19 protein-coding genes are annotated in these 21193 nt (G+C 74.6%); 11 read left to right on the plus strand and 8 right to left on the minus strand.

What is annotated here, in order from left to right:
• Window positions 1–217: 217 nt before the first annotated feature.
• Window positions 218–1609, plus strand: a complete 1392-nt coding sequence (locus tag ACH443_RS00005; protein ID WP_429765478.1) for an amino acid permease — start codon at window positions 218–220, stop codon at window positions 1607–1609.
• Here the strand turns inward: ACH443_RS00005 and ACH443_RS00010 are convergent.
• Entirely contained in the window at window positions 1581–2924 is a 1344-nt protein-coding gene (locus ACH443_RS00010) for an NAD(P)/FAD-dependent oxidoreductase (protein WP_430589119.1), read from the minus strand. The two genes, ACH443_RS00005 and ACH443_RS00010, sit on opposite strands and share 29 nt — an antisense overlap.
• 35 nt (window positions 2925–2959) lie before the next feature.
• Here ACH443_RS00010 and ACH443_RS00015 point away from each other — a divergent pair, with 35 nt between their 5' ends.
• Complete coding sequence (locus tag ACH443_RS00015) at window positions 2960–3622, plus strand: MOSC domain-containing protein (protein WP_430589120.1); 663 nt, start codon at window positions 2960–2962, stop codon at window positions 3620–3622.
• Here ACH443_RS00015 and ACH443_RS00020 read toward each other — a convergent pair.
• Window positions 3576–4742 carry a hypothetical protein gene (locus tag ACH443_RS00020; RefSeq protein WP_430556373.1) on the minus strand — a complete coding sequence of 389 codons (1167 nt, stop codon included), beginning with the start codon at window positions 4740–4742 and terminating at the stop codon, window positions 3576–3578. The genes ACH443_RS00015 and ACH443_RS00020 overlap by 47 nt on opposite strands.
• Before the next feature lie 360 nt (window positions 4743–5102).
• On the opposite strand from ACH443_RS00020, the gene ACH443_RS00025 reads away from it, so the two are divergent.
• Window positions 5103–6722, plus strand: coding sequence for a DUF222 domain-containing protein (locus tag ACH443_RS00025; protein ID WP_430589121.1), 1620 nt, complete (start codon window positions 5103–5105; stop codon window positions 6720–6722).
• Window positions 6723–6773: 51 nt separating this feature from the next.
• On the opposite strand, the gene ACH443_RS00030 is transcribed toward ACH443_RS00025, so the two are convergent.
• Window positions 6774–7436: a response regulator gene (locus ACH443_RS00030; RefSeq protein ID WP_430556371.1), complete on the minus strand. Its 663-nt coding sequence runs from the start codon at window positions 7434–7436 to the stop codon at window positions 6774–6776.
• 19 nt (window positions 7437–7455) lie between these two features.
• Entirely contained in the window at window positions 7456–8736 is a 1281-nt protein-coding gene (locus tag ACH443_RS00035; RefSeq protein ID WP_430556370.1) for a sensor histidine kinase, read from the minus strand.
• 169 nt (window positions 8737–8905) lie between these two features.
• On the opposite strand from ACH443_RS00035, the gene ACH443_RS00040 reads away from it, so the two are divergent.
• On the plus strand, window positions 8906–9754 hold the full coding sequence (locus ACH443_RS00040) for a type II CAAX prenyl endopeptidase Rce1 family protein (RefSeq protein WP_430556369.1): 849 nt from the start codon (window positions 8906–8908) through the stop codon (window positions 9752–9754).
• A 63-nt stretch (window positions 9755–9817) separates the two neighbouring features.
• On the opposite strand, the gene ACH443_RS00045 is transcribed toward ACH443_RS00040, so the two are convergent.
• The gene (locus tag ACH443_RS00045) at window positions 9818–10351 is read right to left on the minus strand and encodes a PH domain-containing protein (RefSeq protein ID WP_430589122.1); all 534 of its coding nucleotides are present in this window, start codon (window positions 10349–10351) and stop codon (window positions 9818–9820) included.
• 55 nt (window positions 10352–10406) lie between these two features.
• The gene (locus ACH443_RS00050; protein ID WP_430589123.1) at window positions 10407–11045 is read right to left on the minus strand and encodes a histidine phosphatase family protein; all 639 of its coding nucleotides are present in this window, start codon (window positions 11043–11045) and stop codon (window positions 10407–10409) included.
• A 157-nt stretch (window positions 11046–11202) separates the two neighbouring features.
• On the opposite strand from ACH443_RS00050, the gene ACH443_RS00055 reads away from it, so the two are divergent.
• The 4 genes from ACH443_RS00055 to ACH443_RS00070 all read left to right on the plus strand — a co-directional run bounded on the left by ACH443_RS00055 (window position 11203) and on the right by ACH443_RS00070 (window position 14278).
• A complete protein-coding gene (locus ACH443_RS00055; RefSeq protein ID WP_430589124.1) occupies window positions 11203–11676 on the plus strand; it encodes an NfeD family protein in 474 nt (157 codons plus the stop codon).
• A 42-nt stretch (window positions 11677–11718) separates the two neighbouring features.
• Entirely contained in the window at window positions 11719–13188 is a 1470-nt protein-coding gene (locus ACH443_RS00060; RefSeq protein ID WP_429765493.1) for a flotillin family protein, read from the plus strand.
• A gap of 83 nt (window positions 13189–13271) precedes the next feature.
• A complete protein-coding gene (locus ACH443_RS00065) occupies window positions 13272–13943 on the plus strand; it encodes a DsbA family oxidoreductase (RefSeq protein ID WP_429765495.1) in 672 nt (223 codons plus the stop codon).
• Between the two features lie 155 nt (window positions 13944–14098).
• Window positions 14099–14278 carry a hypothetical protein gene (locus ACH443_RS00070; RefSeq protein ID WP_380244887.1) on the plus strand — a complete coding sequence of 60 codons (180 nt, stop codon included), beginning with the start codon at window positions 14099–14101 and terminating at the stop codon, window positions 14276–14278.
• 4 nt (window positions 14279–14282) lie between these two features.
• Here ACH443_RS00070 and ACH443_RS00075 read toward each other — a convergent pair whose 3' ends face one another.
• Together ACH443_RS00075 and ACH443_RS00080 are read right to left on the minus strand one after the other, a co-directional pair.
• Window positions 14283–15260, minus strand: coding sequence for a DNA-3-methyladenine glycosylase family protein (locus ACH443_RS00075; RefSeq protein WP_430589125.1), 978 nt, complete (start codon window positions 15258–15260; stop codon window positions 14283–14285).
• Window positions 15253–15864 (minus strand): ribonuclease H, encoded by a 612-nt coding sequence (locus tag ACH443_RS00080; protein ID WP_430589126.1) that lies wholly within the window; start codon window positions 15862–15864, stop codon window positions 15253–15255. Before ACH443_RS00080 ends, ACH443_RS00075 begins: the two co-directional genes overlap by 8 nt.
• 253 nt (window positions 15865–16117) lie before the next feature.
• Here ACH443_RS00080 and ACH443_RS00085 point away from each other — a divergent pair, with 253 nt between their 5' ends.
• The 3 genes from ACH443_RS00085 to ACH443_RS00095 form a co-directional block, all read left to right on the plus strand.
• Window positions 16118–17263: a VIT1/CCC1 transporter family protein gene (locus ACH443_RS00085; RefSeq protein WP_430589127.1), complete on the plus strand. Its 1146-nt coding sequence runs from the start codon at window positions 16118–16120 to the stop codon at window positions 17261–17263.
• A gap of 114 nt (window positions 17264–17377) precedes the next feature.
• A complete protein-coding gene (locus ACH443_RS00090; protein WP_430589128.1) occupies window positions 17378–19306 on the plus strand; it encodes a hypothetical protein in 1929 nt (642 codons plus the stop codon).
• Window positions 19307–19389: 83 nt separating this feature from the next.
• Window positions 19390–21193: hypothetical protein (locus ACH443_RS00095; protein ID WP_430589129.1), on the plus strand; the 1804-nt coding region annotated here is incomplete at its 3' end.

The raw sequence follows: 21193 nt of genomic DNA on the forward strand, positions 1-21193 counted from the left end.
GGCCTCGAACACGCTCAACCCATCACGCACACCCCGCCAAAACGCGCGCTCCACACTCCGCACGACCTTCGTCCCGTCACCCATCCCAACACCCCTCACCAGATCAGGTGTTGCGACGACCGCTTGAACCCGCCGGCTTGCGGGTTGTCAGGGCCACGGGCGGGTTTTCATGGTCCTGGTCCTGACAACTCGGCGGGGCGGGTTAGCGTGGTCGGCCGTGAGCACCCCCACGGAACCCGGCACGACGGCGCACGAGGCCCGGCTCGCGCACGGCCTGCGCACCCGCCACCTGACGATGATGGGCCTCGGCTCCGCGATCGGGGCAGGCCTGTTCCTCGGTGCCGGCGTCGGCGTCGCGACCGCGGGCCCCGCCGTCCTGGTCAGCTACGCCATCGCGGGCGCGCTCGTCGTCCTCGTGATGCGGATGCTCGCCGAGATGGCGTCGGCGCTGCCCGCGTCCGGCTCGTTCTCGGTCTACGCGGAGGCGGCGCTGGGCCGCTGGGCCGGGTTCCTGCTGGGCTGGCTGTACTGGTTCACGCTGATCATGGTGCTGGGCGTCGAGGTGACGGGCGTCGCGGGCATCGTCAGCGGCTGGTGGCCGGACGTGCCGCAGTGGGTCGTGGCGGCCGTCGTCGTGGTGGTGCTCGGCGGCATCAACCTCGTGGGCGTGCGGCAGTTCGGCGAGTCGGAGTTCTGGTTCGCGGCGATCAAGGTGGCCGCCATCCTCGCGTTCCTCGTGGTGGGCGTCCTCATCGTCGTCGGCGTGATCCCGGTGACGGGCAGCGTGCTCGGCGACTGGGCCGCGCACGGCGGCTTCGCCCCGGCGGGCTGGGCGGGCATCGCGGCAGGCCTGCTCACCGTCGTCTTCGCGTTCGGCGGCATCGAGATCGTCGCGATCGCCGCCGCCGAGGCCCGCGACCCGCGCACCGCCGTCGCCCGCGCCACCCGCACCATCGTGTGGCGGATCCTGCTCTTCTACGTGGGCTCGGTCGCGATCATCGTCGCGCTGATCCCCTGGGACGACGCCGCGGCGCTGGAGTCGCCGTTCGTCTCCGTGCTGCAGCTCGCCGGGTTCGACGGCGCCGCACGGCTCATGGAGGTCGTCGTGGTGCTGGCGCTGCTCAGCGCGTTCAACGCGAACGTCTACGGCACGTCGCGGATGCTCTTCTCCCTCGGCCAGCGCGACGACGCGCCGCCCGCCACCACCCGGGTCTCGCGCCGCGAGGTGCCGTGGGTGGCGGTGCTCGTGTCGGTGTTCTTCGGCGTCGTCGCGGTGGGTCTCAACTGGCTGCTGCCCGCCCAGATCCTCACGATCCTGCTCAACGCGGTCGGCTCCGCGCTGTTCGTCGTGTGGCTGCTCATCACGATCTCCCAGCTGCGCCTGCGGCCGCGCCTCGAGGCCGACGCCGCGCGCGCCGGGGAGCCGCTGCGCCTGCGCATGTGGGGCTACCCGTACCTCACGTGGGTCACGCTGGCGGGTCTCGTCGCGCTGGCCGGGCTCATGCTCTCCGACCCGGCGGCGCGCGCCCAGCTCGCCGCCACCGGCGGGCTGGTCGTGGTGATCCTCGCGGTCTACGCCGTCACTCGCCGGGTGCGCGCCGCTCGCTAGCGAGGCCGTCGGCGCCGTCCGGGCCGGCGTCCGGCTTCGACGGCCGGATCGTGGGCACGTCGCCGACGATGGGGATCGGCCGGCGGTGGAACGGGAAGCCGTACCGGGTGACCAGTCCGGCGAGCGTCGTGACGCGGTTGCGCGGCCCGACGAGCGACATGATGTGCACGAACAGCCACACCAGCCAGGCGAGCCCGCCCGTGAGCCGCAGCATCCTCGACGTCACCGGCAGAGTGATCTCGGCGATCGCGGCGCGGCGGCCGATCACCGCCATCGTGCCCTTGTCGTGGTAGCTCAGCGGCTCGGTGGCGCGGCCCTCGAGCAGCGCGAGGATGTTGCGCGCCACCTGCTGACCGCCCTGGATGGCCGGCTGGGCGAGCTGCGGCAGCCAGTCGGGAGTCTCGGCGATGTCGCCGATCGCGAAGACCCCGGGCCGCCCCTCGACCTGCAGGTCCGCGCCGACGGCGATGCGGCCGCCCTTCCGCCGGGGCAGGTCCCAGTCGTCCACCTCGGGGTGCGGGCCGACGCCCGCGGACCACACGGTGAGGTCGGCGCGGATGCGGGTGCCGTCGGTGAGCACGACGGCGTCGGGCAGCACCTCCGCGACGCCCGCCCCGAGGTGCAGCTTCACGCCGCGGTGGCCGAGCTCCATCGCGGCGTACTCGCGCAGCCTCGGGTGGAACGACTTGAGCAGCTCGGCGCCGCGCTGCACGACCGTGATCTCGAACGCGTCGCCGCGGATCTCCGGGTACGCGGGCGCGAGCCCGGCGGTGCGCAGCTCCGCGAGCGCGCCCGCGACCTCGACCCCGGTGGCGCCGCCGCCCACGACGACGACGCGCAGGCCGTCGTCGGTCCCGGGCGTGAACGCGGAGTTCTCCAGCCGGATGAAGAGCTGATCGCGGATCTTCAGGGCCTGCGACCGCGAGTACATGCCGAACGCGTTCTCCTTGGCCCCGGGGGTGTCGAAGAAGTTCACGGTGACGCCGTTGGCGAGCACCAGGTGGTCGAACGAGATCGTCTCGTCGTTCGCGAGCCGGATGGTGCGGGCGTCGTGGTCGATGCCGACCAGGTGCTCGTGCAGCACCCGCAGGTTCTTCTGCCTCAGCCGCAGCCCGCGCAGCCAGTACGTGACGTCGCCCGGGTTCAGCCCGCCGGTCGCGACCTGGTAGAGCAGCGGCTGGAACGTGTTGTACACGCGCCGCTCGACGAGCGTGACGCGCACCGGCGCCTTCGCGAGCGCCTTCACCACCGCGAGACCGCCGAACCCTCCACCGACGACCACGACATGGGGAAGGTTCTCGCTGCGCTCGCTCACGGGGACCACGGTAGGTGACCTGAGAGGATGCTGCCGTGCCCGAGCTCCTCGCCGTCTGCCGCGTGTTCGCCCTCCTGCCCGACGCCGGGACGGTGGGTGTGACAGCCATCGACAAGCGCCCCGTCGAGGGGCGGGTCAAGGCCCGCCCGTACGGGCTGTACGCGGACGTGCAGGCGGACCGCGCCAACCACGGCGGCCTGGACCAGGCGGTGTACGCGTACGCGCAGGAGGACGCCGAGTGGTGGGGCGCCGAGCTGGGGTACGACGTCACGCCGGGGCTGTTCGGGGAGAACCTGCGCACCCGCGGGCTCGAGGTGAGCCGTGCCGTCGTCGGCGAGCAGTGGCGGGTGGGCACGGCGCTCCTCGAGGTGACGCAGCCCCGCGTGCCCTGCCAGACGTTCGCCCGCCGCCTCGACTCGCCGCCGCGCTGGGTGCGCCGGTTCACGCAGGCGAACCGGACCGGCGCGTACCTGCGGGTCGTCGAGAACGGCGACCTCGCCGCGGGCGACGCCGTCGAGGTGGTGCACCGCCCCGCGCACGGCGTGACGCTCGCGGACTGGTTCGGCGCGTACAACCGTCTCGACGGCGCGCCCGTGCTCGCCGACGTCGCGAAGGCCCTGGTCGTGGCCCACGACGGCGGCGAGCTGCGCCTCAGCGACGAGCTGCGGGAGCGGGCGCAGCAGGCCCTGGATCGCTGACCGGCCCGACGCCGTACCGGTGCCCGGCGTAGCCCCAGACGGCGAGGGCGAGGGCGGGGCCCCAGAACCAGGCGGGGAAGTACAGGGCCCCGGCCCAGCCCATCAGGACGAGCATGGGGACGGCGGCGCCGCAGAGCATGACGGCGACGATCCCGCCGGGCACGATGGCGGCGGCCGGCGGCACCGGACGCCCGGCGCGAGGGCCGAACCAGCGCGGCAGGCGCTCGCCCCACGGGAGGATCAGGCCGAGCGTGAGGATGATGCCCATCCAGGCCCCGGACGAGAGCGACAGCCCCTGGATGCGGACGGCGAGGGGCAGGGTCTCGCCGGTGGCGAGCTGCGGCCACGGGGTCAGCCAGGTGAGCCGGACGAGGGCGTACGGCAACGGACCGAGCGCCGCGACGACCGTGAACAGGGTGCGGTGCCGCGTCACCCAGACCGTGGCCCGGCGCAGGGACCCGCGCCGCCAGGCGGCCACGAGGGCCAGCCCGGCCCAGGCCGACGCCGCCGCGAGCGGCAGCAGCACGGCGAGCAGGCCCCAGCGCTCCCGGGCGAGGCCGGCTGTGACGGCGCCGATCCACGTGCCGAACGCGTCGTGGACGAGGACGACGCCGACGACGGCGGCTGCGGCCGCGAGCAGCACGGGGATACGCCAGACGGGACGGGTGCGGAACACCTGCACCCCCGCCCAGGCGGCGAGGACCGGGACGGACAGGGCGACGAGGTAGCCGGCGACGCTGAGCGTCCCGGACCCCTGCGCGAGGAGCCCGAACACGAGCACCTGGACGACGGCGACCGGCGCGACGGCCCGGCTCGGCTGCTGTCGGGTCGCGAGCACGACGGCGGCCGTGGCGGTGCCGAACAGCGCGACCGCGAGCAGCAGCCAGGTGAGCGGCACCCCGGGCGCGAGCGCGTGCCCCAGCGTGTTGTCCGCCTCGCGGAACGGGTCGACGTCCGGCCGCGTGGCGAAGAACCCGAGCAGGGCCGCCGTCGCGGCGGACGTGACGAGCGCCGCGCCGGCGAACCGACGGTCCGGCGGCGGTGCCTGGGGGTTGCTGGTGTCGTCGCCGGCGTCGGGGCCGCGCCGGGGGAGTTCTCTGGGGACGGATGTGCTGGTCATCGTGCTGCCTCCGGTCGGGTGGGTGGGTGTGCTCCCACGCTCGCGCTGCCGCGCCGCGGGGGCTTCCCCCGTGCGGGGGAGCGACGTCCCCCGCGCACGGGAAGCTGTGCGGCCGACGTCGTCAAACCGCACCGACCACCCGATCGAAGGAGCCTGCGAGCCGGGTCCTCAGCCGATCCGCGCCTGCCCTTGTGGGGGTGGTCGCGAACCGCTACTCTCGAACACATGTTCGAAGACGACGGAGCGAGAGTCGCGCCGCCCGCGGCCGTGCACCGTCGTCCTCGGGCGCTCGGTTCCGGTGCGGCCTGTGCCCCGGTCGCGCCGGAACCGCCCTCGTCGCGCGCACCGCACGTCACGGCGGTGCGCGCGACGGTCCTCGAAAAGGCACTGGCCGGGCTGCTCCGGGACGACGGCGCCGACCGTGCGCCCGGCGAGCCTCGTGACGTCGTCGGCCGCCGGGTCACCGACCTCCGCTGGTCGCCCGATCGTGCGGTGCTCGACGGGAGGGTCCTTGTCGGCAGGGAGCTCGTCGGCGGAGCGGCCGGCCCCGACGACGGGCGCCCGCTGCTCGCCGTGCTGGACGACGCGGCCGCGGGCCCGGGCCTCGCCGGCACGCTGGCGGCGCTGGACGAGGCAGAGCTGGACGACTTCACGATCCTCGAGGTGCTGGCCGCCTGGGAGCGGGTCGCGGCGTGGGCGCAGGCGGGATCGGCGCGCGTCCTGGCCGAGATGCTGGAGCGCACGCGCGGGTCGTCGCGGCACGAGTTCGTGGCGGACGCCGTCGCGGCACGGCTCGGGCTGACCCGACGCGCCGCGGCGCAGCTCGTCACGGTGGCGCACGGGACCGCCCGCCTGCCCGAGGTGGCGGACGCCCTCGCGGCGGGCGTCGTCGACCGTCCCAAGGCGGAGGCCCTGATCGACGCGGGCCGGCTGCCCGACGACCTCCGTCGCGAGGTCGTCGCCGGCGTGCTGCCCGATGCCGAGCACCTCACGGCGCCGCAGATCCGCGCACGCATGCGCCGGGCGGAGATCGAGGCGGACCCGGACGGCACCGAGGAGCGGCACCGCGCCGCGCGCGCCGAGCGCTTCGTCCGGCTCGAGCCGGTCGACGACGCGATGGCCTACCTCACCGCCTACCTGCCCGCGGACGACGCCGCCCGCGCGTTCGCCGCCATCGACGACGCCGGGCTCGCGATGCGCCGTGCGCCGGGGGAGACGCGACGGCTCGACGAGTGCCGCGCCGACGCCCTCACCGCGCTCGTCACCGGCAGCCTCGCCACCGGCGGGCTCGCGCCCCGAGAGGACACGACCGGGCCGGCCGTCACCGGAGGGCGGCCTGCCGTCGGAGGCTCGGCGACGCGCGGTGACGTGAGCGTGCCCCCGTCCCCGCGGCACCCGCACCCGCGGGCGGGCATCCGGGTCACGGTGGCGGCGTCGACCCTGCTCGGCTCGGACGACCTGCCGGCGATCCTCGCGGGGCACGGGCCGATCCCGGCGGCGATGGCGCGGGCGCTCGCGTCCGACCCGGACGCCGTCTGGCAGCGCCTGTTCACCGACCCGGCGAGCGGCGTGCTGACGGACCTGTCGTCCCGCTCCTACCGCCCGAGCGCGGCCCTGCGCGCAGCCGTCGTCGCGCGGGACGTCACGTGCACGTTCCCCGGCTGCCGGGTGCCTGCCGCGACGTCCGACCTCGACCATGTCGACCCCTACGACCCCGCGTCGGACGACCCGCAGACCCACGGCGGCAACCTGCACGCGCTGTGCCGCACCCACCACCGCGCCAAGACCGTCGGCGGTTGGCGGGCGGAGCGGGACCCCGCGTCCGGCACGACCCGCTGGACGTCGCCGACGGGGCACCGGTTCGACCGGCCGCCCATGGTCCACGGGCTACCGGACCAGATCCCGCCAGACCAGATCCCACCGGTCGGAAGGCACGACGTGGTCCAGAGCACTGACGAGGGCCCGTGGCCGCCGTTCTGAGCCGGCCGCGATCCGCCGGGCAGGCCCACGGCGCTGCGTCATGTCGCGGCGCTACCCCGTCCCCCCGAGTTCCACGAGGCCCGACTCGTAGGCCATGACCACTGCCTGCGTCCGGTTGGTCGCAGGGAGCTTGGTCAGCACGTTCCCCACGTGGGTCTTCACGGTCTCCACGGTCACGTACAACCGAGCACCGATGTCCTGGTTGGAGAGCCCGGCGGCCATGAGTCGCAGCACGTCCAGCTCCCTGGCTGTGAGCGCCCGCTCCGGGCCTGTCCTTGCGGCGGTGGGACGCGCTCGCGCCAGCCGTCGGACCGCTTCGGGGAACAGCAGGCTGTCCCCGGAGACCACGAGCCGCAAGGCTGCCGCGATCCGCTCGGAGGGCGCCCGCTTCAGCAGGAACCCGTCCGCGCCCGCGGCCAGTGCGTCGTAGACGTACTGGTCGTTCTCGAAGGTCGTCACCACGACGACCCTGGGCGGCGCCGGCGCCTCCTGGTGCAGTGCCGCGTCGCGCACCACGGCATCACGGAGCGCGACCGTCGCCGCGATCCCGTCCATCACCGGCATGCGCACGTCCATCAGGACCACGTCCGGGCGGAGCTCCAGCACCAACGGCACGACCTCCGCGCCGTCCGCGCCTTCCCCCACCACCTCGATGTCGGGCTCCAACGACAACAGGGCCCGCAACCCTCTCCGGGTGAGCTCCTCGTCGTCCACGATGAGTACGCGCACGCCCTCACCCCCGCCCGGTCGGCAGGGGCAGGCGGGCCGAGAGGAGCCAGGCCGGCCCGTCCGGTCCGTCGGTCGCGCCGAAGGTCACCGTTCCGCGCAGCGTGCGCACCCTCTCTGTCACGCCGGCCAACCCGTGCCCGCCACCGGGCCGCACGTCCTCCGGCGGCCCGGGCTCGGAGCGTCCGGGCCGGCTGGCCGGCACCGGCATCGGGTTCGCCACCTCGATCTCCAGCTGCCCGCCCGGCACGGCGGCCGTCACCCGCACCGTCACGCGGACCGGCGTCCGTCGCGCATGCCGCATCGCGTTCGTCAGCCCTTCTTGGACGATCCGGTACGCCTCTTTCGAGATCGTCGCCGGGACCGACGTCGCGTCGGGCCCGAGCTCGGCGTGCACGGCAGCCCCGGTCCGCCGCACGTGGTCGAGGAGCTCCGGGAGGTCGGCGAGCGTCTTCGGGGACCGACGCGGAGAGGTGGATCCGTCGCGCAGCAGCCCGAGCGCGTAGTCGAGGTCCTCCAACGCCACCCGCGAGGTCTGCTCGATGCTCGCCATCGCCGCCTTCGCCACGTCCGGCTCGAGGTCCACCATGCGACCGGCCACGGCCGCCTGGATCGTCGACGCCGTCAGGGTGTGCCCGATCGAGTCGTGCAGCTCCCGCGCCAGACGGTTGCGGTCGGCGAGCACCGCAGCGCGCTCCTCGGCCGCCGCGACGAGGTCGTCCTGTCCCGGGCCGAGGAGCCGCGGCGCGCATGCCCGGAGAGCCGCACCGAGGGCGGCGGTCGCGGCGGCACCGAGGACGCCGCAGCACAGCGCGAGCACGACCGTCCACGCGCCGGCAGGCCCCGCCGGGACGGTCACCTGTCCGCGCAGGAGCGCCATGCTCCCACCCCCGTCGAGCCACACGAGGAGGGGAGTCGCGGCGGTGAGGACCAGCAGAGAGCACACGCCGCCGGCGAAGCAGGCGGCGACGGCGTGCACGAGAGCCCACACACCGGTCCCCACCTGCCGACCGCGGGTGCGCCGCACCACGCCCAGGCTCGTGCCAAGCAGCCGGTCGGTCAGGCGGACGTAGCCCTCGTGCGCGACCGGGGCCAGTCCGACGGCGACCAGCAGGGCCGCCCAGACGACCGCGAAGACGAGGAGACGTCCGGTCGGAGGCAGCGGGACGGCGAGCGCTGCGACGAGCGCGAACGGTGTCGGTAGCACGGCGAGGGCGAGGCCGCCGAAGGTGTAGCCCGCGGAGCGGAGCGCGGCAGGCCCGAAGAGGCGGTGGGTCAGGGTCGGCACGCGCCAAGTCTCGCCGTCGACGACCGGGTGCACCTCCCCCAGGAGAGGGAGGTGCGGCCCCCCACCTTCGGGCGACGGACACCTCGCCCCCGCTCGGGATTCCCGGGGTGCCTCTCGAGGCGACGATCGATCACGTCAACCTCCTCGTCAGATCGGACCGAGCTTCCCCATGCCCTCGCCCCCTCGTGCTTCCTCCCGGACCCGCGGACTCGCCTGGTTCCTGCTGCTCGCCTTCGTCCCTGCCTGGGGATACGTGCTCGTCGCACGGCTCGTCCTGGGCTGGTCCGTGGTGGACCCGCTGGTCCAGCTCCCGTTCGCCTTCGCCCCGGCCGTGGCGGCCGTCGTCGTGCGGCGCTGGGTGACACGTGAGGGCTTCGCCGACGCAGGTCTCCGGCCGCGCTGGCGCACGGCCTGGCCGCACTACCTGATCGCCTGGTGGGGGCCGCTCGCGCTCACCGCCGGGACCCTGGTGACCGCCGCGATGCTCGGCCTCTGGGCGCCGTCGTCGAGCATGGCCGACGGGAGCGGCGCTCCCTGGTGGGTGACGGTCGTGGGCCTTCAGGTGCTCGTCCTCGTCCTCACCCCGCTGTACTGCGGCGAGGAGTTCGGCTGGACCTCGTACCTGCGGCTGCGGCTGGCGCCGCACCGGCCCTGGGTGTCCACCCTCGCGACCGGTCTGATCTGGGCGGTGTGGCACTACCCGCTGGCATTCCTGGGGTACGTCGAGTTCTCGCACGTCCTCCTGGGTCTGGCGGTGTGGACGGCGTCCTTCGTGCTGCAGGAGATCCTGCTGACCTGGCTGCGCCTGCGTTCGGGGACGGTCTGGACGTCGAGCCTCGCCCATGCGGGCAACAACATGGTGCTGTCCTTGCTGACCGCGACGACCCTGTCCGCGGACGAGGGAGGCCCGCTGGACGGCATCGCGGTGACAGCGTTGACCCTGGTCCCGATGGGCGTCGCCTGCGCCTGGATCGTGCTGGCTCGCCCGCGGTACGGGAGCCGGGGGCGGCGCGGGTAGCGCCAGCGCCGCGTGGACCGCCTGGATGAGGAGGTGGTCGAGGCGCCGGTTGGTGAGGCTCGCTCAGCGGCGGCGCCCGCGCGGCGGCTCGGTCGGCGGCCACTCGCCGTCGTCGGAGCCGTCGTCGGCGTGGTGCAGCAGCTCCTGCAGCTGCACCTGCACCCGCTCGACGCGGGGGACGTCGCGCAGCACCATGCCCGCCTTCTCGGTGGCGTCGGAGACCTGCAGGGTGCCGCAGCCGAGCAGCCGGTCCAGGAGGTCCTTCTCGAGCGCGACGTCGTTGATGCGGTAGAGCGGGATGTCGCGGCCCACCCGTGTGACGATCCCGGACCGCATGGCGATGCGCTTGGTGGTGACGGTCCACGAGGTGGTGCGCCACTTCAGCCACGGCACCAGCACCCACACGACGGCGACGACGAGCAGCAGGCCGAGCACGATCCATCGCACCACGTCGTCCATGGGGACGACGAACGAGAACGCGGCGGCGACGAGCAGCACGAGCAGCAGCAGGAACGGCCAGACCACGGCCTTCGCGTGCTCGTGCAGGTCCATGACGACGCGCTCGCCGTCGATGAGGTCGTCGTCGTTCAGGGCCATGGCGCACATCGTGCCAGACCGGGCACCGGGGACGGCGCGGCTTCTCGCCGGCGGATCAGACGTGCGGCGGCAGGTTCCAGCCCTCGATGGTGCGCAGGTCGTGGCCGTACCCGAGCTGGCAGATCGCGGCGGTGCCGAGCTCCAGGCGGGACCCGAAGCGCGGGTCGATGCCGAGCCAGGCGGTGGCGAGCACGCGCAGCAGGTGGCCGTGCGCCACGGCGAGCACGTTCCCGCCGTCCTGCAGGGTCGCGTCGGCGCGCTCCACGAAGCGCCGGGCGCGAGCGGCGACGTCCTCCAGCAGCTCGCCGGGGCGCCCGTCGCCGTGCTCCGGGTCGGGCGGCAGCACGCGCACGCCGTCGTCGAAGATCTGGAACGGGTGGCCGAGGAGGTCGCCGACGTCGGCGCTGGTGCGCCCGTCCACGGGCCCGTAGTCCCACTCGGCGAGGTCGGGGTCGACGACGGCGTCCGGGTGGCCGGCGAGCGCGGCCGTGCGGCGGGCGCGCTCGAGCGGCGACGTGTAGACGGCGGAGAACTCGATCCCCGCGACGGCTCGCCCCGCGGTGCGGGCCTGCTCCTCGCCGGCGGGGGTGAGCGTGACGTCGGTGCGGCCGGTGTGCTGGCCGCTCACGCTCCACTCCGTCTCGCCGTGGCGCAGGAGCACGAGCTGGGGGTCCTTGCTCGGCACGAGAGGCATGCTCCGAGCATCACGCAGACCTGCGACGACGGCACCCGGACGGCCTGGGGAGGGCGCTGTGGACGGGCTGTCCAGGAACCGTCCAGAGTTCGCTAGGGTGTCGTCGCCGTCACAGGACCGTCACATCTTCATCACTCGCCACTCGGGGAGGCCGCCCGTGCTCGTCTTCGTTCTCATCGGCGCCGCAGGGATGGTCCTGCTGCTCGTGTCGCTCCTCGTCGGCGACCTGGTCGACCTCGGCGACGGGGCGCTGTCGGGCACGTCGCTCGGGGTCGGCGCGGTCGTCTTCGGTGCGGTGGGCACGATCGTCGTCGCCAACGATCTCGCGACGTGGATCGCGTACGTGGCCTCCGCGGTCGTCGGCCTCCTGGCCGTCGTCCTGGCGCAGGTGCTGGTGCGGCGGCTCGCGGCGAGCGACGACGGCGTCACCGTCTCGCTCGTGGGCGCGCACGGCACGGCGACGACGGACGTGACGGCGACCTCGGGCGAGGTCTCCCTCGACGTCCCGAGCGAGCTCGAGCGTCGCCTGGCCCGGTCCGACGAGCCCATCGCGGCCGGGTCCCGCGTCGTGGTGCTCGAGCACTCCGGCTCCACCGTGCGTGTCGGGGTCCCCGGCCCGCAGGCCCGCTGAACCCTCCCCACGACCGGAAGGAGACGCGCTCCGGCGCGCACCATGTTCGACTCGACCGACAGCAGCTTCATCACCACGATCGCGGTGCTCGCGCTCGTCGTGGCGTTCCTCGCGGTGGGCATCTTCGTCGCCCAGCGCATCCGCCGGGTCCCGCCGAACCAGGCCCTCGTCATCGTCGGCCGTGGTGCCGGCAAGAAGGAGACGGCCGGCCAGAGCCAGCGCGTCGTCATCGGCGGCCGCACGTTCGTCTGGCCGATCCTGCAGCAGGGCTTCGCGATCTCGCTCGAGCAGCGGCAGATCGGCATCACCGTCGAGGGCGTCGACAAGAACCGCATCAAGATCGCGATCAAGGCGTCGATCAACTTCAAGGTGCGGGGCGACGACGAGGGAGTGCGCCGCGCGGCGCAGCGCTTCCTGTCCCAGCAGGAGATGCTCACCGAGATCATCAAGGAGTCCCTCGAGGGCTCGCTGCGCTCCATCGTCGGCGACATGACGATCGAGCAGATCATCTCCGACCGCAAGGGGCTGTCGGACCGCGTCGTCGAGTCGACCAAGACCGACCTGGCGGAGCAGGGCCTGCAGGTCGACCTGCTCAACATCTCCGACATCTCGACGCCGGGGTCGGACTACCTCTCCAACCTCGGACGTGCGGAGGGCGCCCGCGCCCTGCAGGTCGCGGAGGTCTCCGAGGCGGAGGCCCGCCGGGTCTCCGAGTTCGCCGTCATCGAGGCGGCCGAGCAGATCGCCGAGCGGCAGAAGGCGCTCGACCTCAAGAAGGCGGTCATCAAGGCCGACACGGACCGCGCGAACGCCGAGGCCGAGGCCGCCGGGCAGCTCGCCCGCGCGGAGCAGGACCGGCTCGTGGCGCAGCAGGAGCGCGAGGCGCTGGCCGAGCAGGCCCGCGTCACGCAGGAGCGTCTCGACATCGAGATCCGCAAGCCTGCCGAGGCGAAGGCGTACGCCGAGGTCCAGGAGGCCACCGCCCGCCGTGACGCGGCGAACGCCGCCACCGAGGCGGACGCCTTCAAGCGCACCACGATCGCCGAGGCGAACAAGACGGCGGCGATCCAGGACGCCGAGGCCTCGGCGACGGCGGTCCGCCGCGCCGGCGAGGCGGAGCGCGACCGGCAGATCGCCCTGGCCGCCGGTATCAAGGCGGAGGGCGAGGCGAAGGCCTTCGCCGTCGAGGCCGAGGGTCGGGCCGAGGCCGTCGCCACGGACGCCAAGGCCGAGGCGCTGAAGAAGTACGGCGAGGCCGCCCTCGTGCAGGAGCTGATCGAGCGCCTGCCCGAGATCGTCCGTGCCGCGGCCGAGCCGATCGGCTCGATCCAGGGCATGACCGTCGTCTCCACCGACGGCGCGTCGGCGGTGACCAAGACGGTGGCGTCCGTGCTCGGCGAGGGCCAGGGCGTCGTCAAGCAGCTCACCGGGGTGGACATCCACCAGCTCATCGCGGGCATCGCGGGCGGGCAGCTGCCGACGAAGTCGGAGGAGACCGCGCCGCTCAACTGACGCCCCGTCGTTCAGAGGCGTCTGCGACGCACGACACGCCCCGCCTTGGGAATCGCCTCCCGCGGCGGGGCGTTCGTGCGTACGTGACCACCATCGAGAACGCCCCCCTCAAGGTCGACGTCTGGTCGGACGTCGCGTGCCCCTGGTGCTACATCGGCAAGCGCCGCTTCGAGTCCGCGCTGCAGCGGATGGCGGAGCGGGACGGCGCCGCCCCCGAGGTGGAGGTCGAGTACCACTCGTTCGAGCTCTCGCCCGACACCCCCGTCGACTTCGAGGGCACGGCCACGGAGTTCCTCGCCGACCACAAGGGCATCCCTCTGGAGACCGCCCAGCAGATGCAGGACCAGGTGACGGCGCTCGCCGCCGCCGAGGGCCTCACCTACCGGATGGACCAGGTCCGGCACACCAAGACGCTCAAGGCGCACGAGCTGCTGCACCTGGCCAAGGCGTTCGGGAAGCAGGACGAGATGAAGGAGCGCCTGCTGCGCGCGTACTTCACCGAGGGCGAGCACGTGGGTCACGTCGAGGACCTCGCGGACCTCGCCGCCGAGGTCGGCCTGGAGCGCGAGGCCGTCGTCGTCGCGCTGAACGCCGGCACCTACGCCGAGGCGGTCGCGGACGACATCGCCCGCGCCCGCGCGTACGGCATCAACGGCGTCCCGTTCTTCGTGCTCGGCGGCCGGTACGGCGTGTCCGGCGCGCAGGACCCCGGCGTCTTCGTCCAGGTGCTCGACCAGGTGCTCGCCGAGGCCTGAGCCGGGCGAGCGAGGCGCATCTCACACCGCCAGCCCTGGCTGTGAGACGCAGTATCACCGAGAATCGAGGCCAGCCCGCACCGTCGCGGGGCGCCGCGGTCTCGGGCCCACCACGCCCGGTCGTACCGCGGCAGTGGTTCCGTTGGAGGAGAAACATGAACGACGCCACCGAGAGCTCGTACCGCTCGATCGCCAACCCGCGCCGCACCACGCTGATGACCGTCAGCGCGGCCGAGGCGGCGGCGCCCCACCACGGCGCGGACGAACGTCCGCTGCAGCTGCTGGGCGACGACGGCGCGGTCTGCGTGGACGGCGTGTGCAGCCTGCCGGACTGACCGGCTACATCGCGCGGTAGTCCGCGATCGACAGCCGCGGGCCCCGGCGCGGGGCCTGCGGCCTGCGGTCGAGGAACAGCAGCCGCACGACGCGGTGCCGGTGGGGCGCGTACGGCGCGAGGAGCCGCAGCATCCCCTCGTCGTCGGTGCGCTCGCCGGTGAGAGCCCAACCGACCGCCGCGGCGAGATGGAAGTCGCCCACCGACACGGCGTCCGCGTCGCCGAGAGCGCGCTGCGCCACCTCGGCCGACGTCCACACCCCGACGCCCGGCACCTTCTCGAGCCGGGCACGCGCCTCGTCGGCCGGCATCCCGACGGCGTCCTCGAGCCGCGCCGCGACCTGCGCGCACCGCACCGCCGTCGCCGCGCGTCGCGGGTCGACCCCCGCGCGGTGCCAGTCCCACGTCGGGACGGCGGCCCAGCCGCGCGCGGAGGGCACCACCGTCAGGCCGTGGGGGGCGGGCCCCGGGGCGGGCGAGCCGTGCCGGGCGACGAGCCAGCGCCACGCCCGGTGCGCGGTCACGACCTGCACCTTCTGCTCGAGGACGGCCGGCACCAGCGCCTCCAGCACCCGCCCGCTGCGGCACATCCGCAGCCCCGGCGTGCGCCGCGCGACGTCGTGCGCCTGCGGCGGCGGGACGAAGTCGGAGGCGTCGTCCGCCTCGCCCAGCAGCTCGGGCACGGCGTCGGCCGCCTCCCGTGCGCCCGGGCCCCAGTGCTGCACCACGGCGGAGCGCGGTCCCGTCGCGACGAACCGCTGCGTCACCGGTCCGGTGCGCACCAGCGTGGTGCGCCACACGGCGCCGTCGGGGGTGCGCCGGAACGTGGGGTCGTACGCGCCGTGCCGCAACGGGCCCAGCGTCAGCACGAGGTCGAGCGGCCTGTCCGAGGCGTGCTCGACCGTGACGTCGGCAGCGGCCGGGCGGGCCGTCACGTCCGTGCCGGTCGAGGCCGCGCTGGTCAGAGGGGTCGTGCTAGTCAAAGAGGGTTCCGAGCTCCCAGCCGGTGTCGCCGCGCGCGCCGACGGGCGTGGCCTCGGCGAACCCTGCGTCCCGCGCAGGACGTCCCGCCGAGCGGTCCGCGCCGTCCTCGCGCGGTGAGGTGCTCGTGCCGGCGTCCTCCGAGAGCAGCAGCTCGTCGACGCCGCCGCGGCCGGCCGCCCAGTCCTGCGCGGCGAGGCCGGCGAGCTGGTCGGCCCGCTCGTTGAACGGGTTGCCCACGTGGCCGCGCACCCATCGGAACCGGACCGGTCCCCCGCGGCCGGTGATGGCGGCGTCGATGGAGCGGATCAGCTCGAGATTCTTCACGGTGTCGCCGGACGCGGTGCGCCAGCCCTTCCGCTTCCACCCGTGGATCCACTCGGACGCGCACCGGATCGCGTACTGCGAGTCCGACTCGATGAGGAGCGGCTCTGCCCCGGGATGCGCCTCGATCGCGCGGAGGAGCGCGGTGAGCTCCGCGACCTGGTTGGTGCCGGACGCAGCGCCGCCCGAGTCGAAGCGGCCGCCCTCGTGGGCGATCCACGCCCAGCCGATCGCGCCCCCGGGATTACGGAGGCACGAGCCGTCAGTGCTGACAATGATCACGCCGGAGTCTCCCAGTGTCCGAGCCCCTGGTTGCCGCCCCCATTGTGCCCCGAGCCGGTGACACTCGGGGCCGCGTCCACGCCGTCGCCCGCCGAACGAGGAACCCGCAGGCTGCGGACGCCCGAAAACTCGGGCGCGCGGCCCCGGAAGAGGGCGCGGCTCCGCCCGGAACCCACGAGCGGTCCGCGGCGGTGATCATGGCGGCATGACCGACGGCACCGCTATGCCTGGAAGTGGCATGCCCGGAGACCGCATGCCCGAGAACGACCGGCCCTCGCGCGACCAGCCCGCCCGGCGCCCGGCCGACATCCGCAAGTGGCGGCGCTACCTGGCCGACGAGCGCGCCGAGGCCGCCACCTACCGGGACCTGGCCCGGCGACGCACGGGCGAGGAGCGCGCGATCCTTCTCGCGCTCGCGGACGCCGAGAGGCGGCACGAGCAGCACTGGCTCGACCTCCTGGGCGACGACGTCGGCCGGCCGCTGCGCGGTGACCTGCGCACCCGCATGCTCGGCCTGCTCGCCCGACGCTTCGGCGGCGTCTTCGTGCTCGCGCTCGCGCAGCGGGCCGAGGCGCGGTCGTCGTACGACGCCGACGAGCACGCGACCGCCACGATGGCGGCGGACGAGCAGATCCACGAGGAGGTCGTGCGCGCGCTCGCCTCCCGCGGCCGCAACCGGATGTCCGGCACGTTCCGCGCCGCCGTCTTCGGCGCCAACGACGGCCTGGTCTCGAACCTCGCGCTCGTGCTCGGCATCGGCGCCTCCGGCGTCTCGTCGCAGACCGTGCTCCTCACCGGCATCGCGGGGCTGCTCGCCGGTGCGCTGTCCATGGGCGCCGGCGAGTTCGTGTCCGTGCGCTCGCAGCGCGAGCTGCTCGAGGCGTCCACGCCCGACCCGAAGAGCGCCACCGTGCTGCCGCACCTCGACGTCGACGCCAACGAGCTGGCGCTCGTCTACCGCGCCCGGGGCATGTCGTCCGACGAGGCGCAGGGCCGGGCCGACCGCGTGCTGGCCGGCCTCGCCGCGACCGGGACGCTCGCCCCGGAGGTGCTCGACGACGAGCGGGACGGCGAGCCCGCGCCGGCCCCGGTCGCCGAGCAGGACGACGACCTGGAGACGCACGGCACCGCCTGGGGCGCCGCGATCTCGAGCTTCTGCTTCTTCGCGTCCGGCGCGATCATCCCCGTGCTGCCCTACCTGCTGGGGCTCACCGGCTTCCCGGCGATCGCCGTCGCAGCCGCGCTCGTGGGCGTGTCGTTGCTGATCACGGGCGCGATCACCGGGCTCCTGTCGGGGACGTCGCCGTGGACGCGCGCGCTGCGCCAGCTCGCCATCGGGTTCGGTGCCGCTGCCGTCACGTACGCGCTCGGCCTGCTGTTCGGGACGTCGGTGGCCTGACCCGCGGGTGAAATCTCGCCCGCTGCTGTTGCGGGACTGTTGCTCGGGCGTCACAGTGTGATCTGGGTCATGACCGAGCAACCCGTGACCCCGCGTGGCATCGAAGGGGGCCGAGTGACACGCAGCGTGGACCGTGCTCCGGCGGCAGGACGCCGCCGGCGCTGGCTCGCGCGCGTGGCCGGGACGGCCGTCGGGCTCGCCGGGGCGGCCGCGCTGAGCGTCACCCTCGCCGGGGCAGCGTCCGCCGACGACGGCGGGGACGAGGGCCCGTTGGCGTCCGTCGTCCGGTCGCTCATCGACCACGACGACGACCGCGCGCGCGGCGACGGCGAGCCTGAGCCTCGCCAGGAGGAGCCGGCGCAGGCACCGGCCGAGGAGCCGGTCCGCCAGGAGAAGGCGGCGCCCGAGCCGCCTCGGAGCGAGCCCGCCGACATCGAGCCCGCGGCGCAGGCACCGGTCGAGGACGCCGCTCGCGCGAAGCCCGCTCCCGCGAAGCCCGCTCCCGCGAAGCCCGCTCCCGCGAAGCCCGCTCCCGCGAAGCCCGCGGTCGAGAAGGGCGCGGTCGAGAAGGGCGCGGAGGAAACGCCGGACGCCGAGACCCCCGACGGTGCAGAGGTGGACGCCGAGCGGGACGTGGCAGAGCCGGACGTCGTCGAGCCTGACGCGGACGAGGCCAAGGCTGTCGACGGCGAGCGGTCCGCCGAGCCTCGTCCCGACGTCGTGCGCGACGCGGTCGACGAGGCCGTCGCCCCCGTCCGTGAGAAGGTCGAGCGGCTGCACAAGGCCGTGCACGACGAGGTCGTCGCGCCCGCCGAGGAGGCGGCCGAGCGGGTGGCCCGCGAGCTGACCGGCGAGGCGGAGCAGGCGGCCGGGGAGATGACCGAGGCGCCGGCCGAGGAGCCGGCCGCGGAACCGGAGGGGCAGCCCGAGCGACCCGCCCGCGGCGAGGACGCCCCGTCCGGGCTGCCGGGCACCTCGCCCGCACCTGTGGACGTGGCGCCGGAGGAGGCCGATGCTCCAACCGGCGCTCCCGCCGATGCTCCTGCCGACGAGCCCGCGGAGCGGGAGACGATGCTCGAGCCGGTGGCTCGCACCGTCGAGGCGGTGACGACCCCGGTCCGTGCGGTGACCGATCCGGTCGGCGCGCTGATCGAGGGGATCGTCACCCCGCTGTCGCCGGTGGTCGACCCGGTTGCCGGTGTGGTCGAGGAGGTCACGACGCCGGTCGGCGCGGCGCTCGAGCCCGTGACGGGTGCGGCCGCGGAGACGCTGGCCCCCGTGACGGACGCGCTGTCGCCCGTGCTGGTGCCGGTGGGCCGGGTGGTCCACGAGGTGACGCGCCCGCTCGCCCCGGTCACGGACGGCGTGGGCGCCGTCGTGGCGCCGGTCCTGACGACCCTGGACCCGGTGCTCGACCCGGTGGTCGGGCTGGTGACGCCGGTGACGGACTCCCTCGAGCCCGTCGTCAGGCCGGTCCTCGGCGCCGCGGCGCCGGTGGTCGACGCCCTCGCGCCCGTGGTCGAGCCGGTCGGCGGTGCGCTGCAGCCCGTCGTCGAGCCCGTCGTGGACGCGGTGGCCCCGGCCGTCGGTCCCGTGCTGGAGCCCGTGCTCGACCTGCCCGCCCCGGTCGACGGGGACGCGGTCACGGCCACGGTGCCCGAGCCGTCGGTGACCGGTGCGTCGACGTCCGACGTCGTCCCGGCCACCGACCCGGCCGCTGCGCCCGGGCCGGTCGTCCCCGCGGCGCCCGCCCTCGTCCCGCCGGCGCCGGCCGCCCCCGTGCTCGACGCGGCCGCGGCTGCCGAGGAGCTGCGGAGCGCGCCGTCCGAGCGGGAGAGCGTGCCCGGCACGCCCTCGGCACCCGCCGCGAGCCCGGCGTCGTCGGGCTCCTCCTCGACCACCCGCGTGCCGTCGGGCGGCGACGCCGCCGCCGACCTCGCGGGCCGCACGAACCTGACCGCGCGGGCGTGGATCGTCCCCGCGGGCGACCAGCTCGACCGCCTTCCCGCGGTCGCCTTCGACATCCCCGTCTCTCCTGCCTGACGTGGTCGCGTCGCGCCCTCACGCGCGACAGCGACCGCGGGCGGCGTCCGCCACCCGCGTACCACGTCAGTCAGGAGCGGATCATGCATACCCATGTCCGACGAGCGCTGAAAGTAGCGCTCGTCGCGGGCGGCCTCGTGGTCGCCGGGGCCGTGACGGCCCAAGCTGCGGACGATGACGTCGTCGACGCCACCGTCGGAACGGACACCTCGGTCGACCTCCGCCTGAGCGAGGTCTCCGAGGAGACGAACGATGCCGAGCTCGACACGCCCGTGGACCTCCCCGAGGTCGACACGGAGGGCGTCGAGGCCGTGGTCGACGCCGTCGCCGGCGACGACGGCGCGGCCGACGACGTCGCCGGGCCGGACGAGGAGTCCGACACGACGACCGACGACCTCGTGGACGCCGTCGCCGAGGACGTGCACCGGACGGCGGACGACGTCCAGTCCGGTGGCGTCCAGGGCGTCGTCGAGGACGTCGCCGGGGACGACGGCGTCGTCGACGACGCGATCGAGGACCAGCCCGCCGAACCGGCGGGCGGCGACTCCGGGAACGACGGCGCTGCGAACGACGGCGCTGCGAACGACGGCGCTGCGAACGATGGCGCCGGGGCGGACACCGGGTCGGACGACGCGACAGCCGGGGACGGCGCCGGCGACGGTCCGGACGGTTCCGCCCCCGAGGACGCGACGTCCGGCGGGGGCGACGACCGCGGGAGCGGCGACGTGCCGCAGCCCGCGGAGCGTGGCGCCGGGGGCGCGGTCGACGAGACCGTGGACCGTGCGTCGGACGCCGTGTCGGACGTGGCGGGAGCCGCCGACGAGGCGCTCGGCACCGGTGCGGACGTCCGGGACACCGTCGACGGGGTCACCGGTGACGGAGGTGTCGTGGACGACGTCCTCGGCGCCGACGCTCCGGAGTCCGGTGTGACCGACCAGGTCACCGAGCACGTGGTCGACGACGTCGAGCAGGCGACGGGACGTCTCGCCGCCGGTGACGTCGAGGGTGTCGTGGACGACGTCACCGCCGACGGGGGTGTCGTGGACGACGCGCTCGACGACCAGGGCGTCGATGCGGCGCTCGAGCAGGTCGGCGAGACCGCCGATTCGGCGACCGAGGCGGTGGACGAGGTCCTCGGTACCGGCACGGCGGTGCGGGACACCGTGGGCGGGGTCGCCGACGGCGCCGTCGACGCGGTGGCCGGTGAGGACGGCGTCGTCGACGACGGCCTCGGTGCCGACGAGGCCGAGGCCGGAGTCACCGACAAGGTCGTGGAGCACGCGGTCGACGACGTCGACGGCACGCTCGACGGCGTCACCGCCGGTGACCTGGAGGGCGTCGTGGACTCCGTCGTGGCCGACGACGGCCTCGTCGACGATGCGCTCGAGGGTGACGCGACCGCCGGTCTTCCCGGTATCGGTGACCTGGGGTCGGTCGACGGCCTGGGTGACCTCGACGGCCTGGGTGATGTCGGTGATCTGACCGGTGTCGTGGATGGTCTGCCTGGTCTTGGCGGCGGTGAGCTGCCGGGCGCTGGGCTGGGTGACCTCGGTGCGCTGACGGATGTCGACGCCACGGTCGAGGACGCGCTGGCCGGGGTCTCGGACGCGGCCGGTGCGCTGGACTCTGCGCTGGGTACCGAGCCTGTGGTGCAGGGCACGGTCGACGGGCTGCTCGGTGAGGACGGCGTCGCAGACGACGTCCTGGGTGCCGACGAGCCCGAGGCCAGTGTGACGGACGAGGTCGTGGGGCACGCGCTCGACGACGTCGACGTGACGCTGGGTGCACTGACCGCCGGTGACCTGGACGGCGTCGTGGACTCCGTCGTCGCCGACGACGGGCTCGTCGACGACGCGCTGGAGGACGGTGCGACCGACACGATCGTCG

This window comes from Isoptericola sp. NPDC019571, assembly GCF_044389385.1.
Taxonomy (GTDB): domain Bacteria; phylum Actinomycetota; class Actinomycetes; order Actinomycetales; family Cellulomonadaceae; genus Isoptericola; species Isoptericola nanjingensis.